At 61.8% G+C, this 23,221-nt stretch carries 17 protein-coding genes; 12 read left to right on the top strand and 5 right to left on the bottom strand.

Going from position 1 to position 23,221, the window contains the following annotated elements; genetic code table 11:
• Positions 1–9: 9 nt before the first annotated feature.
• Complete coding sequence (locus R4P64_RS01805) at positions 10–1,380, top strand: NAD(P)/FAD-dependent oxidoreductase (protein WP_045065538.1); 1,371 nt, start codon at positions 10–12, stop codon at positions 1,378–1,380.
• 46 nt (positions 1,381–1,426) lie between these two features.
• Here the strand turns inward: R4P64_RS01805 and R4P64_RS01800 are convergent, their stop codons facing one another.
• The 3 genes from R4P64_RS01800 to R4P64_RS01790 all read right to left on the bottom strand — a co-directional run bounded on the left by R4P64_RS01800 (position 1,427) and on the right by R4P64_RS01790 (position 5,220).
• On the bottom strand, positions 1,427–2,749 hold the full coding sequence (locus R4P64_RS01800; RefSeq protein WP_317819026.1) for a ClC family H(+)/Cl(-) exchange transporter: 1,323 nt from the start codon (positions 2,747–2,749) through the stop codon (positions 1,427–1,429).
• 99 nt (positions 2,750–2,848) lie between these two features.
• Complete coding sequence (locus R4P64_RS01795) at positions 2,849–4,396, bottom strand: FAD-binding protein (RefSeq protein ID WP_317819024.1); 1,548 nt, start codon at positions 4,394–4,396, stop codon at positions 2,849–2,851.
• 203 nt (positions 4,397–4,599) lie between these two features.
• A complete protein-coding gene (locus R4P64_RS01790) occupies positions 4,600–5,220 on the bottom strand; it encodes a LysE/ArgO family amino acid transporter (protein ID WP_317819022.1) in 621 nt (206 codons plus the stop codon).
• A gap of 74 nt (positions 5,221–5,294) precedes the next feature.
• On the opposite strand from R4P64_RS01790, the gene R4P64_RS01785 reads away from it, so the two are divergent.
• The 5 genes from R4P64_RS01785 to R4P64_RS01765 all read left to right on the top strand — a co-directional run bounded on the left by R4P64_RS01785 (position 5,295) and on the right by R4P64_RS01765 (position 12,452).
• Positions 5,295–6,182, top strand: a complete 888-nt coding sequence (locus R4P64_RS01785; RefSeq protein WP_317819020.1) for a LysR family transcriptional regulator ArgP — start codon at positions 5,295–5,297, stop codon at positions 6,180–6,182.
• Positions 6,183–6,297: 115 nt separating this feature from the next.
• Positions 6,298–7,770 (top strand): class I adenylate-forming enzyme family protein, encoded by a 1,473-nt coding sequence (locus tag R4P64_RS01780; protein WP_317819018.1) that lies wholly within the window; start codon positions 6,298–6,300, stop codon positions 7,768–7,770.
• An 85-nt stretch (positions 7,771–7,855) separates the two neighbouring features.
• Complete coding sequence (locus R4P64_RS01775; protein WP_317819016.1) at positions 7,856–9,703, top strand: DUF3556 domain-containing protein; 1,848 nt, start codon at positions 7,856–7,858, stop codon at positions 9,701–9,703.
• A complete protein-coding gene (locus R4P64_RS01770) occupies positions 9,700–11,133 on the top strand; it encodes a phytoene desaturase family protein (RefSeq protein WP_045065522.1) in 1,434 nt (477 codons plus the stop codon). Before R4P64_RS01775 ends, R4P64_RS01770 begins: the two co-directional genes overlap by 4 nt.
• Positions 11,130–12,452 carry a PucR family transcriptional regulator gene (locus R4P64_RS01765; RefSeq protein WP_033233676.1) on the top strand — a complete coding sequence of 441 codons (1,323 nt, stop codon included), beginning with the start codon at positions 11,130–11,132 and terminating at the stop codon, positions 12,450–12,452. Before R4P64_RS01770 ends, R4P64_RS01765 begins: the two co-directional genes overlap by 4 nt.
• A 9-nt stretch (positions 12,453–12,461) precedes the next feature.
• On the opposite strand, the gene R4P64_RS01760 is transcribed toward R4P64_RS01765, so the two are convergent.
• Both R4P64_RS01760 and R4P64_RS01755 read right to left on the bottom strand, forming a co-directional pair.
• Positions 12,462–13,610 (bottom strand): RNA polymerase sigma factor, encoded by a 1,149-nt coding sequence (locus R4P64_RS01760; protein ID WP_141486837.1) that lies wholly within the window; start codon positions 13,608–13,610, stop codon positions 12,462–12,464.
• 9 nt (positions 13,611–13,619) lie between these two features.
• A complete protein-coding gene (locus tag R4P64_RS01755; protein WP_045065517.1) occupies positions 13,620–14,027 on the bottom strand; it encodes a YciI family protein in 408 nt (135 codons plus the stop codon).
• A 168-nt stretch (positions 14,028–14,195) separates the two neighbouring features.
• Here R4P64_RS01755 and R4P64_RS01750 point away from each other — a divergent pair, with 168 nt between their 5' ends.
• The 6 genes from R4P64_RS01750 to R4P64_RS01725 are packed head-to-tail and all read left to right on the top strand — an operon-like array spanning position 14,196 to position 23,073.
• The gene (locus R4P64_RS01750; RefSeq protein WP_287162021.1) at positions 14,196–15,485 is read left to right on the top strand and encodes an SWIM zinc finger domain-containing protein; all 1,290 of its coding nucleotides are present in this window, start codon (positions 14,196–14,198) and stop codon (positions 15,483–15,485) included.
• Positions 15,482–16,966 carry a DUF5691 domain-containing protein gene (locus R4P64_RS01745; RefSeq protein WP_317819014.1) on the top strand — a complete coding sequence of 495 codons (1,485 nt, stop codon included), beginning with the start codon at positions 15,482–15,484 and terminating at the stop codon, positions 16,964–16,966. Before R4P64_RS01750 ends, R4P64_RS01745 begins: the two co-directional genes overlap by 4 nt.
• Positions 16,963–18,063: an ATP-binding protein gene (locus R4P64_RS01740; protein ID WP_033233672.1), complete on the top strand. Its 1,101-nt coding sequence runs from the start codon at positions 16,963–16,965 to the stop codon at positions 18,061–18,063. The genes R4P64_RS01745 and R4P64_RS01740 overlap by 4 nt, the downstream gene beginning before the upstream one ends.
• 8 nt (positions 18,064–18,071) lie before the next feature.
• The gene (locus R4P64_RS01735) at positions 18,072–20,255 is read left to right on the top strand and encodes a DUF5682 family protein (protein ID WP_317819731.1); all 2,184 of its coding nucleotides are present in this window, start codon (positions 18,072–18,074) and stop codon (positions 20,253–20,255) included.
• Positions 20,252–21,409, top strand: coding sequence for a VWA domain-containing protein (locus tag R4P64_RS01730; RefSeq protein WP_095887360.1), 1,158 nt, complete (start codon positions 20,252–20,254; stop codon positions 21,407–21,409). The genes R4P64_RS01735 and R4P64_RS01730 overlap by 4 nt, the downstream gene beginning before the upstream one ends.
• Positions 21,410–21,438: 29 nt before the next feature.
• Entirely contained in the window at positions 21,439–23,073 is a 1,635-nt protein-coding gene (locus tag R4P64_RS01725; RefSeq protein WP_317543175.1) for an MFS transporter, read from the top strand.
• The last annotated feature ends 148 nt before the right edge of the window (positions 23,074–23,221 follow it).

The raw sequence follows: 23,221 nt of genomic DNA, 5'->3' as shown, positions 1-23,221 counted from the left end.
GAGTTTGTGGTGGACAGAACTGCTGCGGGTCGCGCAGATGTGGATGCAACGGGACACGAGAAGACTCAGGTCGTCATCGTCGGATCCGGGTTCGGGGCACTTGCTGCCGCGAAGACGCTCACGAAGTCCAAGACGCCGTTTGTCCTCATCTCCGAGACCACTGAGCACCTCTTTCAACCGCTGCTCTACCAGGTTGCGACCGGCGTGCTCTCGGCCGGCGAAATTGCTCCGCCGATCCGCAACATCCTGCAGAAGTTCCCCGACGCGGATGTTCGTCTCGGACGCGTCGTCGAGGTCAATGCCGAAGACAACACAATCGTGTACGAGGCGTCAGGCCAACGGCACACGCTCGGATATCGCTCATTGATCGCAGCAACAGGAGCAACGCAGGCGTACTTCGGCCGCGACGAGTTTGCCGAGGTCACGTACAAGCTCAAGACCGTCGAAGACGCGGAATTGCTGCGTAAGCAAATCCTGCGCTGCTTCGAAGAGGCGCACACCACCACCGACGCACTCACTCGCAAGAACCTGCTGAGCTTCGTTGTTGTCGGTGCCGGTGCAACGGGTGTCGAGTTGGCCGGTCAGATCAAGGAATTGGCGCGACGCTATTTCGCGATGGCTATCAACAACATCAGTGCAGAAGAAGTCACTGTCACCATGGTCGAAGGCGCCGGCGTTGCACTGCCCGCCTTCGGTGGCAAGCTCAGTGAATACACGCAGAAATCGCTCGAGAAGTCCGGTGTCGAGGTAGTTCTCAACACGATGGTCACCGCCATCGACGAGCATGGCGTCACGGTGTCGTCGATCCCGACCAAGGAAGAGAAGCGTATCGACGCCGAGACCGTAATTTGGTCGGCCGGCGTGCGCGCCAACGACTTTGCCGCAGTTCTCGGAGCCGCAACCGGTTGTGAGAGTGACCGTGCCGGCCGACTCCTCATCAATCCCGACCTCACGGTGGGCGGCTTCGCCAACGTGTATGCCGTCGGCGACATGACCTCGCTCAACGGTTTGCCGGGTCAGTCGCCCGTCGCGATGCAGGGTGGCCGTCACGCTGCCAAGATTGTCAATGGAAAGCGCAAGGCCGGAACGCCTTTCAAGTACATGGACAAGGGCAGCATGTCGATCATCAGTCGATTCAGCGCTGTGGTCCGGGTAGGCAAGAAGATCGAATTCAAGGGCACCATCGCATGGTTCATGTGGTTGGCCGTGCACGTCATGTACATGGTGGGCTTCCGAAACCGTTATGTCGCAGTGATGTCCTGGTTCGGGTCCTTCATCGGCCACCGTCGCCCGCACTTCCACTACACGCAGGAACCGGTGAAAATCGAGGCTGCTCCACCGGTGCTCGAAAAGGAACCCGAGTTGGCGCACTCCGCCTGATTCTCGCGACTGCCCGGTAACGCAGGTTCTTCCAACGCCCACTTCGCTACGCGCGAGGTGGGCGTTGGCATTGCAGCATCCGTTCGCGCAAACTGTCGTAGATAGGTGCTGACCCGGCCAATGTCGCGACGACGACTGCGGCAGCGGTGGCGGCGAGCATCGGAACCAGCACCGAAGTGACGGCTGTCATTTCCACGACGATCACAATGCCGGTGAACGGCGCCCGCACCACGGCGCCGAAGAACGCGGCCATACCGACCATCGCCATCGCGACGGTAACTCCGGCGTCGACGCCGGGGATGAAGCTTGCCAGCCCGGCAAATAACGAACCCCAGAGCGCGCCGAGGGCGAGTAGCGGAGCAAAAAGGCCTCCGGGAGTTCCTGCGGCGTAGGACAGCGGGCCGGTGAAGAATCGAACAACCAAGTACAGCAGCAGAATCGGCATGACGAAGGTGCGCCCACCGACAAGTATCTGCGAGACTGTATCGCCGCCGCCGGCAACCAGCGGGTTGAGAAACAGAACGACGCCGATGACGGCACCGATCATCGCGCCGATGGCGGTCGGCGGAATACGACGATGGCGCGCAACAAGATCGAGCATGCCCAGAATCAGGCGGTTGTAGAAAATCCCCAGTATCCCGGTGAGCAGTCCGAAGACGACAAACAGCGGTAGGAGCGCAATCTGTGGGCTTGGGACGGTGCCGGCCGCGAAGTCAGGCCGATCACCTATCACCAGCCGTGAGCATGCCACTGCCACCGCTACGCCGAACAGGGTGGGAAGGACTGTGCGGAGCCGGAACGATTTGGTGACTTCCTCGCAGACGAACAAAGCGCCCCCGATGGGCGCGTTGAATGCCACGGCAAGTCCGGCTCCGGCAGTGGATGTTTGAAGCAGCCGCACATCCGGTACCGAAAGCCGGGCTCGCCGACCTGCTTCTGCTCCGATCGCCGCGCCCATATGCACGGTGGGTCCTTCGCGACCGAGCACGAGTCCCGAGCCGATCGCCAGTAGGCCGCCCACAAATCTTGCGGGCACGAGGACAAGACGTGGAGGTTGTGCCTCGCCGCGGAAGACGGCTTCCACATGCTGGATACCGCTTCCCGCTGCCAGCGGCACGCGTTGCACGATCATGACGGCAAGCGCTGTACACAACGCCACCAGTGCAACAGGGACAAGCCAGCCGACATAGGGAATCCCATGTGACCATTCCAGAATCGCCTCGCGAAGACTGTCCGCCCTGTGCAGGCACCACCGGAACGCTCCACCGATGAAGCCGACACAAGCTCCGGCGACGATCGCGAGAAGGCATAGCAGCACCAACCCGCGGCTGGCTTCACGCGGTTCGTCGCCGATATCGTCCGCGGTCATCGTGGTCAGTCCTACCTGACGGTCACAACTCTCGAAACGTGAATTGCGTGGAACATGCGTCGTGTGAACGGTAACGCATGTGCGCTGGCAGCCTGTGCGTTACTCGCGCTCGGAGAGAATGTTCTGCACGGCGAGGTGGCTGAAGAGCATGCTGGTGCCGATGGGATTTCCGCCGCCGGGATAGACCGTTCCACTTGGCGCAGCCATGGTGTTACCCGCCGCGTAGAGGCCGGGAATCGGGTTGTGCGACGTATCGAGAACTCGAGCTGCCGTGTCGGTGCGCAGCCCGCCCTTGGTGCCGAGGTCGGAGATTCCGAACGCCGCCGCATGGAACGGGCCCTGCTCGATCGCCACCAGCGGTGGTTCGCCGCCCGAGAACGCACGATCATAGGCTTCGTCACCACGGCCGAAGTCCTCGTCGACGCCGTTTTCGACCATCTTGTTGAATCGAGCGACTGTCTCCACCAGTATTTCGGACGGCACTCGGATCTTTTCGGCGAGGGCTTCAAGGGTGTCGGCGGTGTGCCACAGGCCTGCGTCGACGTACTTTTCAGTCGCTGTCATCGACACGTTCGGTGCCTGCACCGGCGGGCGCTCGCCCTCCTTGTCGTCGTAGATCATCCAGTACGGCAGGGTAAGCGTGCCCTGTTCCATCTGAGCGATCACATCGCGCCCGAGTCGGTCGTACGGAGCCGACTCGTTGACGAAGCGTGCACCGTCCTGGTTGACGAAGATGCCGCCGGTGAACCACAGTGCGAACGCAGAACGCCCGTCGGGATGGGTCAGTCCGGGTGACCACCATGCCTGATCCATGAGGTCGGTGTCAGCGCCGACTGCGATGGCAGCCTGATGCGCTTTGCCGAGGTTCGCTCCGGGCCCCATGGTGTCGCGGGCGTGGCCGGGAACCCCGAACTTCTGTCGCAGTTCGTCATTCGCCTCGAAACCTCCGGCTGCCAGGATCACGCCGCTGCGGGCACGGATGGCTACGCGCTGTCCATCGCGTTCGACGATGGCGCCGACGACGGCTCCTTCTTCGACCACAAGCTCGACAAGCGGGCTGTTCAAGGTCAACTTCGCATTCGGATACTTTTCGATGGCTTTGAGGAAGCGGGCTATCAGTGCTCGTCCGCCGATGAAAAAGTCGTCGGGTTGCGGGATCCCGAGACGGTCGAAGTCGAGGGGGCCGCGCACAACCTCCCGCAGTTCCGGCGCCTGCGAGACAGGGAGCGGGGTGGGCATGGTGTGCCGTTGTCCATCAAGGCGGGCTTTGGGCGCCTTGCCGAAATAGTCGGGCCAGGGGAGCATTTCGAACTTCAAGATTTCGTCCTGTTCGAGGTACTCGATCAGGGGGCCGCCGCCGCGGACGTACGTGTCCTGCAACTCGCGCGGAGTGCGGTCGCCGACTACGGCGTGGTAGTACTCGAGCGCGTCCTCGATGGTGTCGTCGGTACCCGCGCGTTGCAGCGCCGGGTTGCACGGAAACCAGACGCCGCCGCCGCCGGAATATGCGGTGGTGCCGCCGAATTTGTCGGTCGCCTCGATGAGATTGACGGTCAGTCCCTCGCGAGCCGCCGTGTAGGCGCCGGTGACGCCGCCGCCGCCGGAACCGACCACCAGTACGTCATATTCTTCGTTCCAGTTCATCATCATTCAGCCTTTCCCGGCTACGCCGGTTTTCCAGGTGGGTTCTTCCGCGCACGGAAAGCTACTGGTTGTGCAGATGCGAAGCGGGAAACCATGTCGTCAGTGATGTCCTCGACGTCGACGTAAGGTGATTTTAAGCACGGCCTCACCCGCGTGCGGTTGTCGATGTTCCAGTGAACGGGATACAAAATTCAGCCCGCCCGTGTTCAGAGTTCCAGGAGCAAGCTGACCCCGAGGGTCGTCATCATCACGGCGATAATGGCGTCGAGAACTCGCCAGGCATTGGGTTTGGCAAAAAGTGGCGTCAGCAGACGTGCGCCGTAACCGAGAGCGGCAAACCAGAGTGCGCTGGCGGTGATGGCGCCGGCAGCAAACCACCACCGTCCGATCTCGCCGCGGCCGTTGGCAATCGAACCCACCAGTACCACGGTGTCGAGGTAGACATGTGGGTTCAGCCAGGTTAGCGCCAATGCCATAGTGATGGCGGCAAGCCTTGATCCGTTGCCGTGTTGATCGGGCGCCAACGTCTGCGGCCGGACGGCACGTTTGGCTGCGAACACTGCATAGCTGAGTAGGAAAATCGCACCGGCAACGCGAACGAAAGTGATCAGTGACGGTGCGTGTTCGAGAATGGCTCCAATTCCACTGATGCCGGCGAGAATCAGAATTGCGTCCGAAACGGCGCAGACTGTCACGATCGGGAGTACGTGCGAGCGCGTGAGGCCTTGGCGAAGTACAAACGCATTCTGGGCACCGATCGCAACGATCAACGAGAGTCCGACACCAAAACCGACGACGGCGGACGTCGGGTCACTATTGCTGAGCATGTCACCAGCCTGGCCGTCGAATAATCGGCAGTCCAGCTAATGATTCTTAAGCCACATAAGAGTAGCTTCAGATTATGCTGGACATTGAGCAGTTGAAAGCGCTCCACGCCGCGGTAGACGAGGGGACATTCGACGCGGCTGCTCGGAAACTGCACATCACGCCATCTGCAGTCAGTCAGCGGATCAAAGCACTCGAACATGCGGTGGGCCGGATTCTGCTGCAACGCACCAAGCCGGTTCAGGTCACCGACTCGGGGCGCGAGGTACTGCGATTGGCCCGTCAGATAGATGCTCTCTCGCGGGATACCATGCGCGAGTTGGGTCTTGACAACGAACAGGGCTCTCTGGCTCGTATCTCGGTTGCGGTCAACGCAGACTCGTTGTCCACGTGGGTACTTCAGGTGCTTGCAGATTTCACGGCCGAAGCGAGTTTCGACTTTCATCTCGACGATCAGGACCATACAACCGATCTCCTCCGTGACGGGTCGGTGATGGCGGCAGTAACCTCGGCGGCGACGCCAATTCAAGGGTGCACGTCGAGCCGGCTCGGCATCATGCGCTACCGGCCGATGGCAAGCGTCGAATTCTGTGACAGATGGTTTTCGGACGGTGTTACGACAGAAGCACTTTCAGCCGCACCGGTGGTGGTGTTCAACCGCAAGGATTTGCTGCAGGACAGGTACTTGCGCAGGAAGGTCGGCTACCCCGTTGACCCTCCTCGCCACCAGGTGCCCTCGTCTGCGGGTTTTTCGGATGCGGTGCGACTGGGCTACGGCTGGGGTCTGTTGCCTGATCTGCAAAGTCACGAATCGGCGTATGCGCTGATCGGGTTCGATCCGGATTTTGTCTACGACGTGCCGCTGTTCTGGCAGCAGTGGAAGTTGTCGCCGCCCATCTTGGTACGAATCGCCGACGCCGTTGCTGCTCGTGCCCAGGAAATCTTGCCTCAATCGAGTGCCTGACCGATTGTGCTCCGGAGACAAAGAAATTGGGCAAGTTGAGCCTCCGCGACCGTTTCTTCGGCCCCAGATCGCCGATAGTGTTCTGAGTCACATGCAATGAAAGGTGCTGACTCACGTGGTGGACATCGGATATCTGGCCCCCGATCTGGCAAAGAAGTACGGATCCGCTCCGTGCCTTCGTGACGATAGAAGCGAACTGACCTATGCGGAGCTCGCCGATCGCGTAGAAGCTGTTGCGGCGCAACTCGCAAGCCGGGGTATCGGGCGTGGTGACGTCATTGCGATCATGCTTCCCAACCGAGTCGAGTTGGTGACGGCGATCATGGCGGCCTGGCGCGTCGGCGCCGCTGCGACACCGATCAATCCGATGTTCACGGCCAATGAGGCCGACTATCAGATCATGGATTCCGGTGCGCAACTGGTTGTTACGTCTGGACTGGGTGCACCGAACGGTGGACGCGCAGTGCTGTGCGTCGATGATCTGGCCGTTGCGCCACCATCCGTACCGTTGCCGGACGTCGCCGTCGCGGAGGAAGACCTTGCGCTCTTGATCTACACCAGCGGATCTACGGGTACCCCCAAGGGCGTCATTCTGACCCATGCCAACCTGCAGTTCATGGCGTCGTCGATGGGGCGCAGCATCGGCATCACGGGAGCCGACCATTGTCTTCTGGTACTGCCCTTGTTTCACGTCAATGCTATTTGCGTGAGCGTTCTCGCCCCGCTGATCGTCGGCGGTCAGGTCAGTATCACCGGAAAGTTCTCGGTATCAAGGTTCTTCGACGACGTGGCACGCTTGCGGCCCACCTACTTTTCCGCCGTTCCCGCCATCTACGCGATGCTGACCTCGCAGTCCGAAGGTGCAACGCTCGACACGGCGTCGTTGCGACTAGGTGTCTGCGGCGCCGCACCGATCAGTAAGGAACTCCTCGAACGCGCCGAGGAACGGTTCGGTTTTGTCATCGTGGAAGGCTACGGACTGACCGAGGGAACATGTGCGTCTGCGTGTAATCCCTATGGCGGCATTCGCAAACTCGGCACAGTCGGCCCTGCGTTGCCCGGGCAAGAGATTGCGATCCTCGCCGACGACGGGACTCTTGCTCGGCGTGGTGTCGCGGGCGAGGTAATCATCAAGGGTGCCAACGTGATGCGTGGCTACCTGAACAGACCGGAAGAGACAGCCACAACTGTTGTGGACGGTTGGTTGCACACCGGCGACGTCGGGTTTCTGGACGAGGATGGCTACCTGACTCTGGTCGACCGCATCAAAGACATGATCATCCGGGGAGGAGAAAACATCTACCCCAAGGAAATCGAAAACTCGCTTGCCACGCACCCTTCCGTGTTGGAGGCCGCTGTGATCGGGGCTCCGCACCACGTCTACGGAGAGGTACCTGTTGCCTATGTTGTTGCGTATCCGGATTCGCCTGTCACGGAAAACGAACTGCTCGAACATGTCACGGCGCTCCTCACTCGCGTGAAGCTGCCAGTGGCGATCTACGTCGTCGACGCGCTACCCCGAAACCCGGTGGGCAAGATCGACAAACCTGGAATGCGGCGAGCATTGAGCGTCGAACCCGCTCGCTAGCCACATCCCCGTAATACCCGAATAACTCGATGACGTGCGTCGAGTTGATCCGTCATGCCCACATATTGCACATCAGGAGCACACCATGGGATTCAAAGAAGGAAACTTCCCTCCCGTCGACCCGGCCACGTTCATGGACAAGCCCTTCCTCGAGCGCCTTGGCGACATGTCCACGCACTGGGTGGATTACGGCTTCGGGACACCGAAGATGGTCCACACCGTCTACATCATGAAGTTGCTGTTCCTCTACCTATTGGCCGGAACGGCAGTTGCGACATTGACTTCCGGTCTTTCCTGGGTTGATCCAGGATCTTGGTGGAATCAGCCCATCGTCTACCAAAAGCTGATCCTGTGGACGATGATGCTCGAGATGCTGGGCCTGGCAGGTTCGTGGGGCCCGCTGGCCGGTCACTTCAAGCCGATGACCGGTGGCGTCCTCTACTGGATTCGGCCGGGAACGATTCGCCTGCCACCGTGGCCGGGCAAGGTTCCACTCACTTCCGGCGACACCCGGACGGTGTTCGACGTGCTCATCTACGTCGCCGCTGTTGCCAATCTTCTTGTTGCCACAGTGCTTCCAGGAGTGCACACCACGGGAATCGACGCGGCGATCGCCGATAACGCCGGACTGGTACGCCCGACCGCCCTGTACTCGTTCCTGGTCCTCATGGCGATTCTTGGTCTGCGCGACAAGGTCCCGTTCATCGCCGCGCGCAGCGAGCAGTACCTGCCGGCTATTTTCTTCTTCACGTTCCTGCCGTTCGTCGACATGATCCTGGCGCTCAAGTTGCTGATCGTCATGGTGTGGATCGGAGCCGGTATCTCGAAGTTCGGTCGCCACTTCTCACTGGTGGTTCCGCCGATGTTGAGTAATACACCGTGGATTCCCTCGAAGAAGATCAAGCGCGCGCACTACCGTAATTTCCCCGAAGACCTGCGGCCCTCACACCTCGGTGGCGGCGTTGCACACGTGGCGGGAACGATGGTCGAGATCGTCACACCGTTGATCCTGCTGTTCTCCACCAACAAGACCCTGACCATTCTTGCCGTAATTCTCATGGTCGGATTCCACCTGTTCATCGCGTCGACCTTCCCGTTGGCTGTTCCACTGGAATGGAACCTGCTGTTTGCCTACGCGGCGGCGTTCCTGTTCCTCGGCTTCCCGGCGTGGGACGGCTACGGCCTCGGTGCCATGTCCTCGCCGTGGATTACCGTGGGAATTGTTGCAGCACTTGCTTTCTTCCCGATTCTCGGCAATCTTCGACCCGATCTCGTGTCCTTCCTGCCCTCCATGCGTCAGTACGCCGGCAACTGGGCGTCTGCGACGTGGGCATTCGCGCCGGGTGCAGAAGCCAAGATCGACCAGTGCATCAAGCGTCCGTCGCCCGATACCCGTAATCAGTTGATGACGATGTACCCCGAAGACGTGTCCGACGTCGTTCTGCATCAGCTGTTGGGGTGGCGTTCGATGCACAGCCAGGGGCGCGCGCTGTTCTCGCTGATGCTCCGGCACCTCGGTGAGGACATCAACACGTACTCCTTGCGGGAGGCCGAATTCATGTGCAACTCCATCGTCGCCTTCAACTTCGGCGACGGCCATCTGCACGACGAGAAGATGATCGCGGCGATTCAGCGTCGTTGCAACTTCGCGCCGGGCGAGTTCCTGGTGACGTGGATCGAATCCCAGCCCATCCACAAGGGCACACAGGAGTACAAGGTGATCGACGCGGCGTTGGGCGTCATCGAACGGGGCACCTTCAAGGTGGCCGACGCGGTAGCCGAACAACCGTGGTTGCCGAATGGCCCCATTCCGTTCGATGTTCAGTGGACACTGGACGTACGAGCTGACCGCGCGGCGACAGACCCGCAGGTCGTCTCCGAGCCGAGGATGCGAACGAAGACCAGCAGTATCGAGCAAGAGGTGGGTAAGTGACAAAGGCCGTGGTTGTCGGCAGCGGGCCGAACGGGCTCGCTGCCGCGGTACACCTTGCCAGGAGCGGTGTGGACGTGCAGGTACTCGAGGCCGCCGACCAGATCGGCGGAGGAACACGCTCCGGTCCGATCGACGTGCCCGGGTTGATCCACGATCACTGCTCGGCGTTTCACCCGATGGGTATCGGTTCGCCGTACCTGTCCAAGCTCGACCTCGAGCGGTACGGGTTGATTTGGCGGTGGGCCGAGGCGGACTGTGCGCACCCCCTCGACAACGGAGATGCCGGTGTTCTGTATCGCTCGCTGGAGCAGACCGCGGCGGGGCTCGGCGCGGACGGGCAGCGATGGCAACGCATGTTCAGCGACCTGTCGACGGGTTTCGACGCTCTCGCGTCCGACCTGATGCGCCCCATCGTGAACGTTCCGCGTCATCCGCTCAGGCTTGCGGCTTTCGGTCCGCGAGCACTGCTTCCGGCAACCGTGACCGCAAAATTGTGGAAGACGGACAAGGGCAAGGCTTTGTTCGGTGGGGTCGCCGCGCACGCCTTCTATCCACTTCACCGTCCGGCCACATCGGCCGTGGGGTTGATGATCACCGCGGCTGGTCACCGCTACGGATGGCCAGTTGCCGAGGGCGGTTCACGCTCCATCACCGATGCGTTAGCGGCGATGCTCCTCGATCATGGTGGCAAGATCGACACCGGTATCCGGGTGCGCACAGCTGTCGAGATTCCGGACGCCGATGTTGTTCTGATGGATGTCAATCCAGTTGGTGCTCTCGAAATCCTGGGGGATCGTCTCCCCGCCCGAGTGGCAAAGGCCTACCGGAAGTTCAAGTTGGCACCCGGCGCTTTCAAGGTTGATTTTGCGATCGAAGGTCATGTGCCGTGGACTAACCCGGATTGTGCGCGGGCCGGAACAGTCCATCTGGCAGGTGGTTTCGACGAAATTGTGGCAAATGAGCGTGAGACGAATGCGGGGCGCATGCCGCAGCGACCATTTGTGCTCTTAGGGCAGCAATACCTCGCTGATCCCACCCGCTCTGCCGGGAATATCCATCCGCTGTACGCCTATGCCCATGTGCCACACGGATATACCGGCGACGCTACGGAGGCGATCATCCGCCAGATCGAAAGGTTTGCACCGGGGTTCCGGGATCAGATCGTGGCCACATCGAGTCGCAGTACCGCTGATCTGGCACAGGACAATCCGAATCAGGTGGGCGGCGACATCATCGGAGGAGCAAACTCCGAACTGCAAGTGGTTTTGCGTCCGCGCATCGCTGTAGATCCGTACAGTACCGGGATCGAGGGCACCTACCTTTGCTCGGCGTCGACGCCGCCAGGGGCCGGGGCGCACGGAATGTGCGGATACAACGCGGCCGAATCTGCACTGAAGTATCTCAGGCGGAAGGGTGCGGAGGTTTTGTGACGGGTCCATCGCACAAGGATCGAGACGCCGTCGCGAGGCGGCGCCTCGCCCGGGTGCCGGCTGCCGCCGAACCGGAAGTTCTTGCCGTGGTTGCAGAATTGGCGCGACGCCTCGATGCGCGTAGCACTGAAATAGCGCGCGAAATGAGCGTGATGATGGCTCACGAGATCGACCAGTTGGACAACGATGCCAATTTGATCGAGATGCTCGAAGCCAGCGTGCAGGGAAATGTCACGACGATCATCCACGTACTGGCAAACGACATCCCCATCGATCATCTCCAGCCCACGACTGCGGCAGTGGAATACGCGCTCAGGCTCGCCCAACGAGATGTCCCGTCCAACTCGTTGGTACGGGCATATCACATGGGCCAGGGCGATCTGATGAGGATTTGTCATGACGAGGTCAGCGCCCTCGACATTCCGGCCCGGCTGACTTTGGCTGTCCTGAAACATACTTCGGATGTGGTGTACAGCTACATCGACTGGATTACGTTGTACGTCTTCGATGCGTACGAACAGGAGCGAAGTCGGTGGATCAACGCACAGGGCAACTTGCATTCGGCTGCGATCCACGCACTGTTGTCCGGAACTGGTTCAGACACAGGAAGTTTCGAGTCTGAAACCGGATATCGGCTGGACCAGAACCACATTGCCGTGGTTGCCTGGTCGACGTGGGATGCCGATGCGTTGGGCTTCAATGCCCTGGATCGGCTGGTGCGTGATCTCGGCGCGGCGGCCGGCGCTGACAAATCAGTGATCGTTACCGCGATCGACCGTCGAACAGTGTGGGCGTGGTTGCCCTTCGGACGCCGCGTTCCGGCACCGGATCTGCAGGTGCTGTCGGCATCCGTGCCACTCGACGGTGGCACCCGCGTCGCCATCGGTCTTCCCGGGAATGGGATGTCCGGGTTCAAGCGTTCGCATGAGCAAGCGCGCGCCGCCTATTCTGTTGCAACCGTGCCGGATACGCCGGGACGGCCTCTCGTGAGTTTTGGTGACCGAGGCATCGCGGTGGTGTCTCTCCTGTCGGACAATCTGGATGCGACCAAGTCCTGGGTGTGGGAAGTGTTGGGGCCGCTGGCTGCCGACACCCCGGGTGCGGCGTCCCTGCGCACAACATTGAGTGTGTACTTTGCGAACGGCGAAAGTCACCTCCATACCGCCAATCAGATGAATCTGCACCGCAATACCGTGAAATACCGCATCAACAAAGCGCTCGGCGATCCAGTCATCGTCGGGCGTGACAAGCTGGATCTGGCTCTGGCGTTGCAGGTGTGCGAATTGCTCGGTAGATCGGTGTTACGCCCTCTCGGTTGAGACAGGAATTCAGTCTGCACTCCGGCGGGAGTTGAGCCGGGAAGCCTGGCGTGTGAGGTGGTCGCGTTCGGCGAGGTTGGTTGCCTTGTGCGCCGCCTCGCCGTACAGGTGCGCCGCCGTCGTGAGGTCTCCGTCGCGCTCGTGAAGATACGCCGCCACCGCCGTGTAGCGGGGCAGTGAGTTGTCCAGCCTTGCCAGTGCCGCCAGACCGGCGCGTGCTCCGTCAGCCTCTCCCACGGCGACCGCTCGGTTGAGGCGGACAACCGGGCTGTCGGTGAGTTGCTCGAGTTCGTCGTACCACTCGACGATCTGAACCCAGTCGGTTTCCTCGGCGGTGAGCGCGTCAGCGTGGAGTGCCGCTATAGCGGCCTGAGCCTGGTACTCACCGAGCCGGTCGCGGGCGAGCGCGGCGTACAAGGTTGTGATGCCCTCGCTGATCGCCGCGGTGTCCCACCGGCTGCGATCTTGCTCCGCGAGGGGCACAAGATTGCCGTCGGGCGAGATTCGGGCAGCCCGCCGAGCGTGGTGGAGCAACATGAGGGCGAGCAAGCCCGCCACTTCGGGGTGGTCGATTGCGGCCGCGAGCTGCCGGGTGAGCCGGATGGCCTCGGCAGCGAGGTCGACATCGCCGGAGTACCCCTCGTTGAAGACCAGGTAGAGGACTCGCAGGACCGTGGCGACATCGCCCGGCTGATCGAACCGCACGCCGGATACGGTGCGCTTGGCCCGGCTGATGCGCTGCGCCATCGTCGATTCGGGGACCAGGTAAGCCTGCGCGATCTGGCGGGTGGTCAGCCCGCCGACAGCCCGCAGCGTGAGTGCGACCGCGGATGACGACGTCAGCGACGGGTGCGCACACAGAAAGTAGAGCTGGAGTGTGTCGTCCACTGCGGGTGCGGACTCCCGCACGGCTTCTTCCTCGAGCAGCTGCTCACGCCTGGTGCGAGCAGCCTCCGCTCGGGTCGCGTCGAGGAATCGCCGCCAGGCGACGGTGACCAACCAGCCCTTCGGATCTCGCGGCGGGTTGTCGGGCCAGACCCGAACTGCCTCGAGCAGCGCATCCTGCACGGCGTCCTCGGCCGCCGCGAAATCTGCTCCGCGGCGGACGAGGATTCCGAGCACGCTCGGAGTGAGGCTCCGAAGCAAGACGTCGTTCATCTGTCGAAGTCAGTCGGTAATCGTGGGTGGCGCGGTCAAGAAGGGGCGCACTTCGAGCCACTCGTGGATCGGCTTTCCGCCGGCTCCGGGTGCTGCCGACAACTCACCCGCCAGTTCGACGGCACGGTCGTAGCTGTCGACGTCGATCACCATCCAGCCGGCGATGAGGTCCTTGGTCTCCGCGAACGGGCCGTCGGTGACGGGCGGTCGACCCTCGCCGTCGTACCGGACAAATGTTCCTGAAGGGGCAAGAGCCTGACCGTCGACGAACTCGCCCGTCCCCTCGAGCCGATCCGCGAAGTCCTGCATGTACTGCATGTGGGCCGTGATCTCTTCCGGTGTCCACTGATCCATGGGAACGTCGTTGACCGAAGCCGGAGCGCCGCGGTAATGCTTGAGAAGCAGGTACTTGGCCATCGTGTTTCTCCTCGGGTTGGTGCCACCCATTCTGGTCGCACTTCACTACAGGGACGTAGCAAGCCACGGATTCTCGACATCATGCCGACAAGTTTTTTCGAGCTTTGTGTATGTGCTGGTGAAGCGTCTGGAAGCGGTGGTGTCGGCAGCGTGACCTACGGTGTTCGAGTGACTTCGCCGTGGACTGCCGGGCAGGTGGCATCGGTAGCTCCCGACGCCTCCTCGTTGGCAGCTGCGCAAAAACTGGCCGGTTCGTGGTCGCAGACCGGGCAGGTCGAGAACGGCCTCTGGGGACTGTGCCAGGGCAGCGGATCGAAGCCTTACCAGGCGATAGTCGACCTGAGCGGTCCCGCCTACAAGTGTTCGTGCCCCAGCCGCAAGTTCCCGTGCAAGCACGCGCTCGGCCTTCTCCTCGAATGGTCGACCGGACGCGTCCCGGTGGCATCGGAACCGCTCGACTTCGCTGCGGAGTGGTTGGCACAACGGGAGGGGAAGGCCGCACAGCAACCGGTACCTGCCGCCAAGGCAGTTGCCGATCCGGCCACAGCCCAGAAACGCGCCGAACGAGTGGCAAGCGGATTGGTCGAATTGGACCTGTGGATCACCGACCAGATACGTGGTGGCCTGGCATCGATGGATATCTCCTGGGAAGCGCTCGACGGAGTGGCCGCACGCATGGTCGACGCGCAGGCGCCGGGGGTTGCCGGAGCGCTCCGGTCGCTGGCCGGGGCGGTGGCCGGGGCGGAGAACTGGCCCGAACTGGTGTTGGGTGAACTCGTACGCCTGCATCTCCTTGTTGTTGCGCATCAGAGAATGGACCAACTTCCCGGTCCACTTCGGGATTCGGTGCGAGCGCACGTCGGATACCCGGTGTCCACCGAGAGTGTGATGGAACTGCCTGCTGTTCGCGAACTCTGGATGGTGATGGGTTCACGCATCACGGAGGAGAAGCGGCTCTTCACCCGCACCACGTGGCTCCTGGGGCGAGCTACGGGACGCTGGGCGATTTTGCTCGACTTCTCCCACGGTTCCCCCAACTTCTCGGGTGTCGTGCCGCCTGTCGGACATGTTGTCGACGCAGACCTGCACTTCTATCCCGGTGCGGCGGCGCTGCGGGCACGACTCGGAGCAACGCATGGTGACGCGGAGCCGTTCACGACTCTGCCGCCGGGGAACATTGCGGCGGCGCTGGAGCACTACACCGACGCAGTCAGCGCTGATCCGTGGTTGCGGTCGTGGCCGGTTGTGGTCACCGATGTGACGCCGTCGTATGTCGACGGATCGTGGTTTCTGGTGGACAAGTCCGGTTCAGCGCTTCCGGCAGAAGGTGATTCACGCATGATGTGGACACTCCTCGGAATCTCCGGCGGGTATCCGGTGAGTGTCTGCGGAACGTGGAATGCACGATACATCGAGGCATTCTCGGTATTCGTGAGCGGTCAGGTGACGGCACTGTGAGCACTCTCATGTCGGCGGCTCTGCTCGGAACATCGCGTACAGCACCGAGTTTCGATGATCTCCCGGTCGATGTCCGTTCGGCTTCCACGCTACTTGGCGGCGATCCGGCAGTAGTGCTGCTGGAGGCGGCGGCACTGGCCAGGGCCTACCGCGCCGGGGGAGCAGGTTCCGTCACTGCCGACCTGCCTGCGCCCGCGGAGGACGACCCGCGGCTGGTACTCCCCGAATCGTCTTCTGTGCATCTGCTTTCCATGCTGGCCGCCAAGGCGACGCTACTCGACGAGTGGTTTGCGCTGGCGCTCGAGCGAAACTTCCGGGCACCGGATCATCTGGTCGCAGAATTACTGGCCTATGCACGAGCCAGTGAGGTCTACCGTGAGAGAATCCTGCGAATCGTCGGCGAGCGCGGGCAGTGGCTAACTGCCCGAAATCCCGAGTGGTCCATGCTGATTCGTAACCGCGGCGGCGGCGTCGACGGGTGGCGGCACGGAACGCCGGCAGAACGCCTCCGGTGGTTGGCCGATACCCGCCGGAGCGAGCCGGCGCAGGCGTCGGAAGAGCTGACACAATCCTGGGAAACGGAACGGGGAGAACACAAAGCAGCGTTTGTCGCAGCTCTCGTCACCGGATTGAGTGCCGATGACGTGCCCTTGCTCGAACGCGCCCTCGACGACAGGCGCAAGGATGTCCGGCGTGAAGCAGCGACGGTTCTCGCCCGACTGCCGCAGTCGCTTTTCGGTGAACGTATGGCTCGGCGCGTCCAGGAATGGGTGCGGATCGAACGAACACAGTCCGGTGTGCGACTTGTGGTCGAGGCCCCCGAAGAAATCGATGCGGCTGCGAAGCGCGACGGGATCGAGGATCGGCCCAACCCACACACCGATTACCGCGCCGAGTACGTACGGCAGGCGATCAGTGCAGCTCCACTATCTTTGTGGAACAACATGATCGGTCAACCGTCGGCAGTTCTGAACCTGAGTCTCGACCGAACCTGGGAACCGATCCTTCACGACGCCTGGTCCACGGCCGCTGTACTCCAACATAACTCGGAATGGGCTCAGGCGATTTTCCGCACGCGTGGTCTGTCCACCGACAGGCGCCTGCTCCCGATGATTCCGCCGCGCGATCTGGCCGATCTCCTCTTGTCTGGAACTGGTGACGCGAACATCCTGCATCCGGACCGGGCGGCGATCTTCCAGACGCTGCCTCGCCCGTGGCCGGACGACATCACAGCCTCCGTGGTGGCGCAGTGGGAACGCGCCGCGGCCAGGCGTGCAGATGGCGGGGCCAGATCTGCCGAGTTCTCCCGCTACAAGTACTCCGAGTCGCTGCGTCTTGCGCAGGCCAGTTTCCCGTACAGCGCAGTAACCGTGCTCGGCCGAGCTGCGGAACGTGCCCGTGATCTCGACTGGCAGCAAGCTTTTGTCAAGACCGCCAACGCCATTGTCCACCGCAAGACACTGCTCGAGGAGCTCACATGAGTGCCACTGTTGATCCGACCTCACTGATGCGTCCGCACGCCGAGCAGGAATACGCACATGAGTTAGCCGCACTGGCGGCGGCCGACACGCGTCCGCGGCCACCGTCGTGGAACCTCTCACCCTGGGCGGTCGTCACGTACCTGCTGGGCGGCACTCTCGAGGACGGTACCGTCATTTCTCCCAAGTACGTGGGCCCGCGTCGGCTGATGGAAGTCGCCGTCGCGACGCTCGCGACCGACCGCGCACTGCTCTTGCTCGGAGTGCCGGGAACCGCTAAAACCTGGGTGTCCGAGCACCTTTCGGCTGCGATATCGGGGGCGTCGACGCTCTTGGTTCAGGGCACGTCCGGCACACCCGAAGAAGCCATCCGGTACGGCTGGAACTACGCGCGTCTGCTCGCCGAAGGCCCTACCGCCGGCGCGTTGGTGCCCTCGCCGGTGATGAACGCGATGGAAACCGGGAAGATCGCTCGAGTCGAGGAGTTGACGCGCATCCCGGCCGACGTGCAGGACGCTCTCATCACGATCCTGTCCGAGAAGACGCTTCCCGTGCCCGAATTGGGTATGGAAGTGCAGGCGGCCAAGGGCTTCAACCTCATCGCCACTGCCAACGACCGCGACCGTGGTGTCAACGATCTGTCCTCCGCATTGCGTCGACGATTCAATACCGTCGTTCTGCCTCTGCCTGCCAGCGAGGAAGACGAGGTGGCCATTGTGGCCCGGCGGGTCGAACAATTGGGTGCGGCGCTGGAGTTGCCTCTTGTTCCGGCAGCGGCTGAGGAAATTCGTCGAGTCGTCACCGTATTTCGCGAATTGCGTTCCGGCACCACGGCAGATGGTCGGACAAAGCTGAAGTCCCCATCCGGGACGCTGTCAACAGCAGAGGCGATTTCGGTAGTCACCAACGGCTTGGCGTTGTCCGCGCACTTCGGTGACGGTGTCCTGCGCGCATCAGACGTCGCGGCCGGGATTCTCGGCACGGTGATCAAGGACCCGGTAGCGGACAGCGTGGTGTGGAACGAATACCTAGAGGCCGTGGTGCGTGAACGAGGCGACTGGTCCGACTTCTACCGGGCCTGCCGCGAGGTCACCGGGTGACATTTGCCATGCAGGACAGCAGGGTCCGAGTTTTCGGGATCCGTCATCACGGGCCGGGCTCGGCGCGTGCCGTTCGGCGCGGGTTGGAGGAGTTTGCTCCGGAAGTTGTCCTGATCGAAGGTCCATCGGATGCAGATCCACTGGTAATGCTGGCGGCATCGGAAACCATGTCGCCACCGGTTGCTCTGTTGGCGTATGCGACGGGCGAACCGTCGAAGGCCGCGTTTTGGCCGTTTGCGGTGTTTTCGCCGGAATGGCAGGCCCTTGACTGGTCTGCGAAAAACGGTGTGCAGGCACGTTTCTGCGACCTACCCGCGTACAACATGTTGGCAGATCGGCCTGAACTGAGCACGCGTGAAGGAGACCCACTAGCCGAGTTGGCTGCGGCTGCAGGTTACGACGACACCGAGCGTTGGTGGGATTCCGTCATCGAATCCAACTCGGGTACAGGCAGCTCGGATGTCTTCAATGCGATCACCGATGCGATGGCGGCACTTCGGGAGACCGTGCCGATTGACGAGGAGACGGCGCACCGTGAGGCGTACATGCGTCAGGTGCTGCGAAAAACACTCAAGGACGGCGCGCAGCGAGTGGCCGTCGTGTGCGGTGCGTGGCATGCGCCCGCGTTGGTGGGCCCGCTCGGTCCCGCTTCGGTGGATGCTCGAATCCTCAAGGGAATGACCAAGATCAAGACGTCGTTGACGTGGGTTCCCTGGACGCATTCGCGACTGGCGTCCGTATCGGGGTACGGCGCGGGGATCACCTCGCCGGGTTGGTATCACCACCTGTTCACAGCGCAGGACAAGACTGTTGCCCGCTGGCTGACCAAGGTTGCCCGGGTGCTTCGCGCCGAAGATCTGCCGATCTCGAGTGCACACGTCATCGAAGCGGTGAGACTGGCAGAAGCATTGGCAGTCATACGCTCTCGGCCTCTGGCCGGCTTGTCGGAAGTGACAGAGGCGACAAGGTCGGTGATGTGCGACGGTAACGACGTGCTGCTCGATCTGATCACCCGAAAATTGGTGGTCGGCGAGTCTTTGGGTGAAGTGCCTGAAGAAACTCCGACGGTTCCGCTGGAAGCAGACTTGCGGGCCAGGGCAAAAACGCTGCGTCTCAAGCAACAGGCGGGCGCGAAGAACCTTGATCTGGACTTGCGCCGCGACATCGACGTCGAGCGTTCACGATTCCTGCACAGGTTGGCTCTCCTCGATATCGACTGGGGTGTGCCGGCAGAGGACGAAGTGCGTTCTACGGGTACCTTCCGGGAAACGTGGGCATTGCAATGGAAGCCGGAATTTGCGGTGTCGGTGATCGAGGCATCGCTGTGGGGAACAACGGTATCGGTCGGAGCTGCGGCCAAAATCGAGGCACGAGTTCAGGCACCCGATATTGCGCTCGCTGCGCTGATCGAACTCTTGGAACAGTGCCTCCTCGCTGATCTTCCGGACGCGCTGACCCGGGTGCTGACGAGTGTCAAAACTGTTGCAGCTCTTGATCATGACGTAACACACCTGATGGCAGCGCTGCCGATACTCACACGCACCCTGCGCTACGGTGACGTGCGCGGTACCGACGTATCTGCTCTGACGGAAGTTGCCGACGGACTGTTGGTTCGAATCTGCACCGGCCTGCCGGTGGCGGTTACCGGACTTGACGACGCGAGCGCCGAAGAGTTCCGTGATCATCTCGACAAGGTGCACGCGGCCGTGTTGATGCGCGACCATCCGGAGTCCATCGTGCGATGGCTGAAGGTGGTCTCAGGTCTCATCGACCGTGACGACGTCAACGGGATTCTGACGGGTCGGATGGTCCGATTGCTCCGTGATGCCGGATCGATTTCGGAGGTCGATGCGGCGCAGCGGTTGTCACGGGCGCTGTCCATCGGTAGCGCGCCAGTGGACAAGGCAGGGTGGGTCGACGGTTTCCTCGGCGGCGGTGGGCTGGTCCTGGTGCACGATCGAGCGCTACTGGACTTGATCGACAGTTGGGTTGGGCAGCTGCGTGAGCAGGATTTCATCGACACCCTCCCGTTGCTGCGCCGGACGTTCGGTGCATTCGAGGCGGGGGAGCGGCGCGCGATCGGACAGGCCGTGCGCGGTGGCCGTGTCACCGAGACCTCAGCCGAGACCGATGCACGACGTGGCCGGGCAGCGATGGCTGTCGTTTCGGATATCTTGGGGGTCAACGCATGAGCGAAGACGAGCAGCGGCTGCGGCGATGGCGCTTGATGCTGGGTGAATCCGCAGAGGAGTCGACGGGCGGACTCGGCTTGCCGGGAGACTCGCAGATGGATGCCGCTCTGGCCGCTCTCTACGACAGTTCGAAGCCAACGAAGGGAACTCGGCGCTCAGCGGGGTTGGGTGCGTCGGCGCCAAAAGTTGCACGGTGGCTCGGCGATATCCGTACCTACTTTCCCAGCACCGTGGTTCAGGTGATGCAGAAGGACGCGATAGAACGACTCGGACTGACGCACCTGCTGCTGGAACCGGAACTGCTCGACGCCGTCGAACCTGATGTGCACTTGGTGGGCACCCTGCTCAGCCTCAATCAGGTGATGCCGGAAGCCAGCAAGGCCACCGCCCGGATGGTGGTGGGCAAGGTGGTGCGCGAAGTGGAGGAGCGCATTGCTCAGAAGACCAGAGCAGCGGTGACCGGAGCGCTCAATCGTGCTGCCCGGACGTCCAATCCGAAGCTGCGAGACATCGATTGGAACCGCACCATCGCGGCGAACTTGAAGAATTACCTGCCCGAGTATCGCACTGTGGTGCCGGAACGACTGATCGGCTACGGACGGAAATCCACGGCCGTACAACGTGACGTGGTACTGGCCATCGACCAATCGGGTTCGATGGCGTCCAGTGTTGTCTACGCCTCCGTCTTCGGCGCAGTCCTGGCGTCGATGCGCGCACTGAAGACGTCGCTGGTGGTCTTCGATACCGCGGTGGTTGACCTGACGGAGAAATTAGCGGATCCGGTGGACGTGCTGTTCGGAACTCAGTTGGGCGGCGGCACCGACATCAACCGAGCGATCGCCTACAGCCAGTCGTTGATCTCACGGCCGTCCGAGTCGATGTTCGTGCTCATCTCCGATCTGTACGAGGGCGGAATTCGCAACGAGATGCTTCGACGAATGGCCGCGATGAAAGCAGCAGGAGTGCAGGTGGTGGTGTTGCTGGCGCTCTCCGACGACGGTGCACCCTCGTTCGATCACGACAACGCCGCCGCTTTGGGCGGGCTGGGCATTCCTGCTTTTGCGTGTACGCCGGACAAGTTCCCGGAGTTACTCGCGGTGGCGTTGGAACGCGGCGACGTAGGTGCGTGGGCAGACAAAAATCGCCCTGCTTGAAAGAACACATGTTCGGGTATTCCCTCGCGATGACCCGTGCGCAGACATCGGCAACACAAGCAGGTTCTGGTTTGGTCCTCGCAGTGTTGGCATGCGGCCAATTCTTGATGACTCTCGACAGTTCGGTCATGAACGTCTCGATGGCGACCGTGGCCGCCGATGTCGGGACCACAATTACCGGTATCCAAACCGCTATCACGCTGTACACCCTGGTGATGGCGACCCTGATGATCACGGGCAGCAAGGTCGGTTCGATGATCGGCCGGCGGCGGGCCTTCGGGTTGGGGCTGGTCATCTACGGGGTCGGGTCGTTCACGACGGCGATCGCGCCCAATCTTGCCGTGTTGCTGATCGGATGGTCGCTCCTCGAGGGGATCGGTGCGGCATTGATCATGCCGGCGATCGTGGCGCTGGTGGCATCAAATTTCTCGGCGGAAAAGCGTCCGGCAGCATACGGATTGGTAGCGGCCGCCGGAGCGATGGCAGTTGCCGTCGGACCACTGATCGGGGGCGCTGTCACAACTTTCGCGTCGTGGCGGTATGTCTTCCTCGGCGAGGTCGTCCTTGTAGTTGCGATCTTGTTGGTGTTGCGAAAGGTTGCCGATGTTGCCCCCACCAAGGGCCACCTCGACGGTGTGGGTTCCCTATTGTCAGTGGCAGGCCTCGGCATGATCGTTTTCGGTGTTCTGCGTTCGAGTGAATGGGGTTGGTTGCAGGCCAAACCTCAAGGGCCGGAGATGCTGGGGATGTCGCCGGTCGTGTGGTTGTTGCTCGGTGGGATGTTGGTTGTCTACGGCTTCCTCCGCTGGGAAGCGTGGTTGGTCAGTGTAGGCAAGGAACCACTTGTCGATCCGGACATGCTGAGGAATCGGCAACTGACTGGTGGGCTTTCGATGTTCTTTGCCCAATTCCTCGTTCAAGCGGGCGTGTTTTTTGCGGTGCCGCTTTTCCTGTCCGTGGTTCTCGAACTGAGCGCACTCGAGACCGGGGTGCGAATCCTGCCGTTGTCGGCAGCCCTGGTACTGGCCGCGATCGGAATTCCGAAGCTCCGGCCGACGGCGAATCCCCGTCGCGTCGTCCGCATCGGGTTGTTGTCGATGATTGTCGGCATCCTGTTGTTGGTTGCCGGGATGGATCCGGGCGCAAATGCCGCGATCGTGATGGTTCCGATGTTGTTCCTCGGGTTCGGTTTGGGGGCGCTGTCGTCACAACTCGGAGCCGTCACGGTGTCGGCGCTGCCGGACGACAAGAGCGCAGAAGTAGGTGGATTACAGAACACTGCAACCAACCTCGGTGCGTCGCTGGGAACGGCGTTGATCGGATCGGTGCTGATCGCAACACTGACAACGTCGGCAATTGCCGGGATCGAGGACAATCCGGCTGTTCCAGCAGCGGTACAGCAACAAGCCACGACGAATATGGTGTCCGGTGTTCCATTCCTCTCGACCACCCAACTTCAAGACTCCTTGGCGCAGGCCGGCGTGAACGAGCAGACTTCTGCGGCGATCGTCGACGTCAATTCCGAGGCCAGACTCGAAGCTCTGCGTGTTGCTTTTGCCGTCGCAGCGTTCCTTGCCGTCGCGGCGCTGTTCGCGACCGGCCGGATTCCGCGGATACCGGTCGGGTCCGACGATCGAACGAGCGGAATTCCTGCCTCCGACTGACAACTGCTTTGCGTCGTTCACGTCGAGAAATGGCGATCTTCGGGAACTGGAAACTCGCAGTCGGCTAACGTCGAGCGAAGAAACAGCCAAAAAGTCTGGAAAGCTCCATTCAACCGGCAATCCGATCGGTATGGCGACAAAGGAGGAA

It is taken from the genome of Rhodococcus sp. IEGM 1366, assembly GCF_033142425.1.
Lineage (GTDB): Bacteria > Actinomycetota > Actinomycetes > Mycobacteriales > Mycobacteriaceae > Rhodococcus_F > Rhodococcus_F globerula.
Note: the sequence above shows the minus strand (reverse complement) of the source record. Positions and strands in the feature narration are given on the sequence as shown.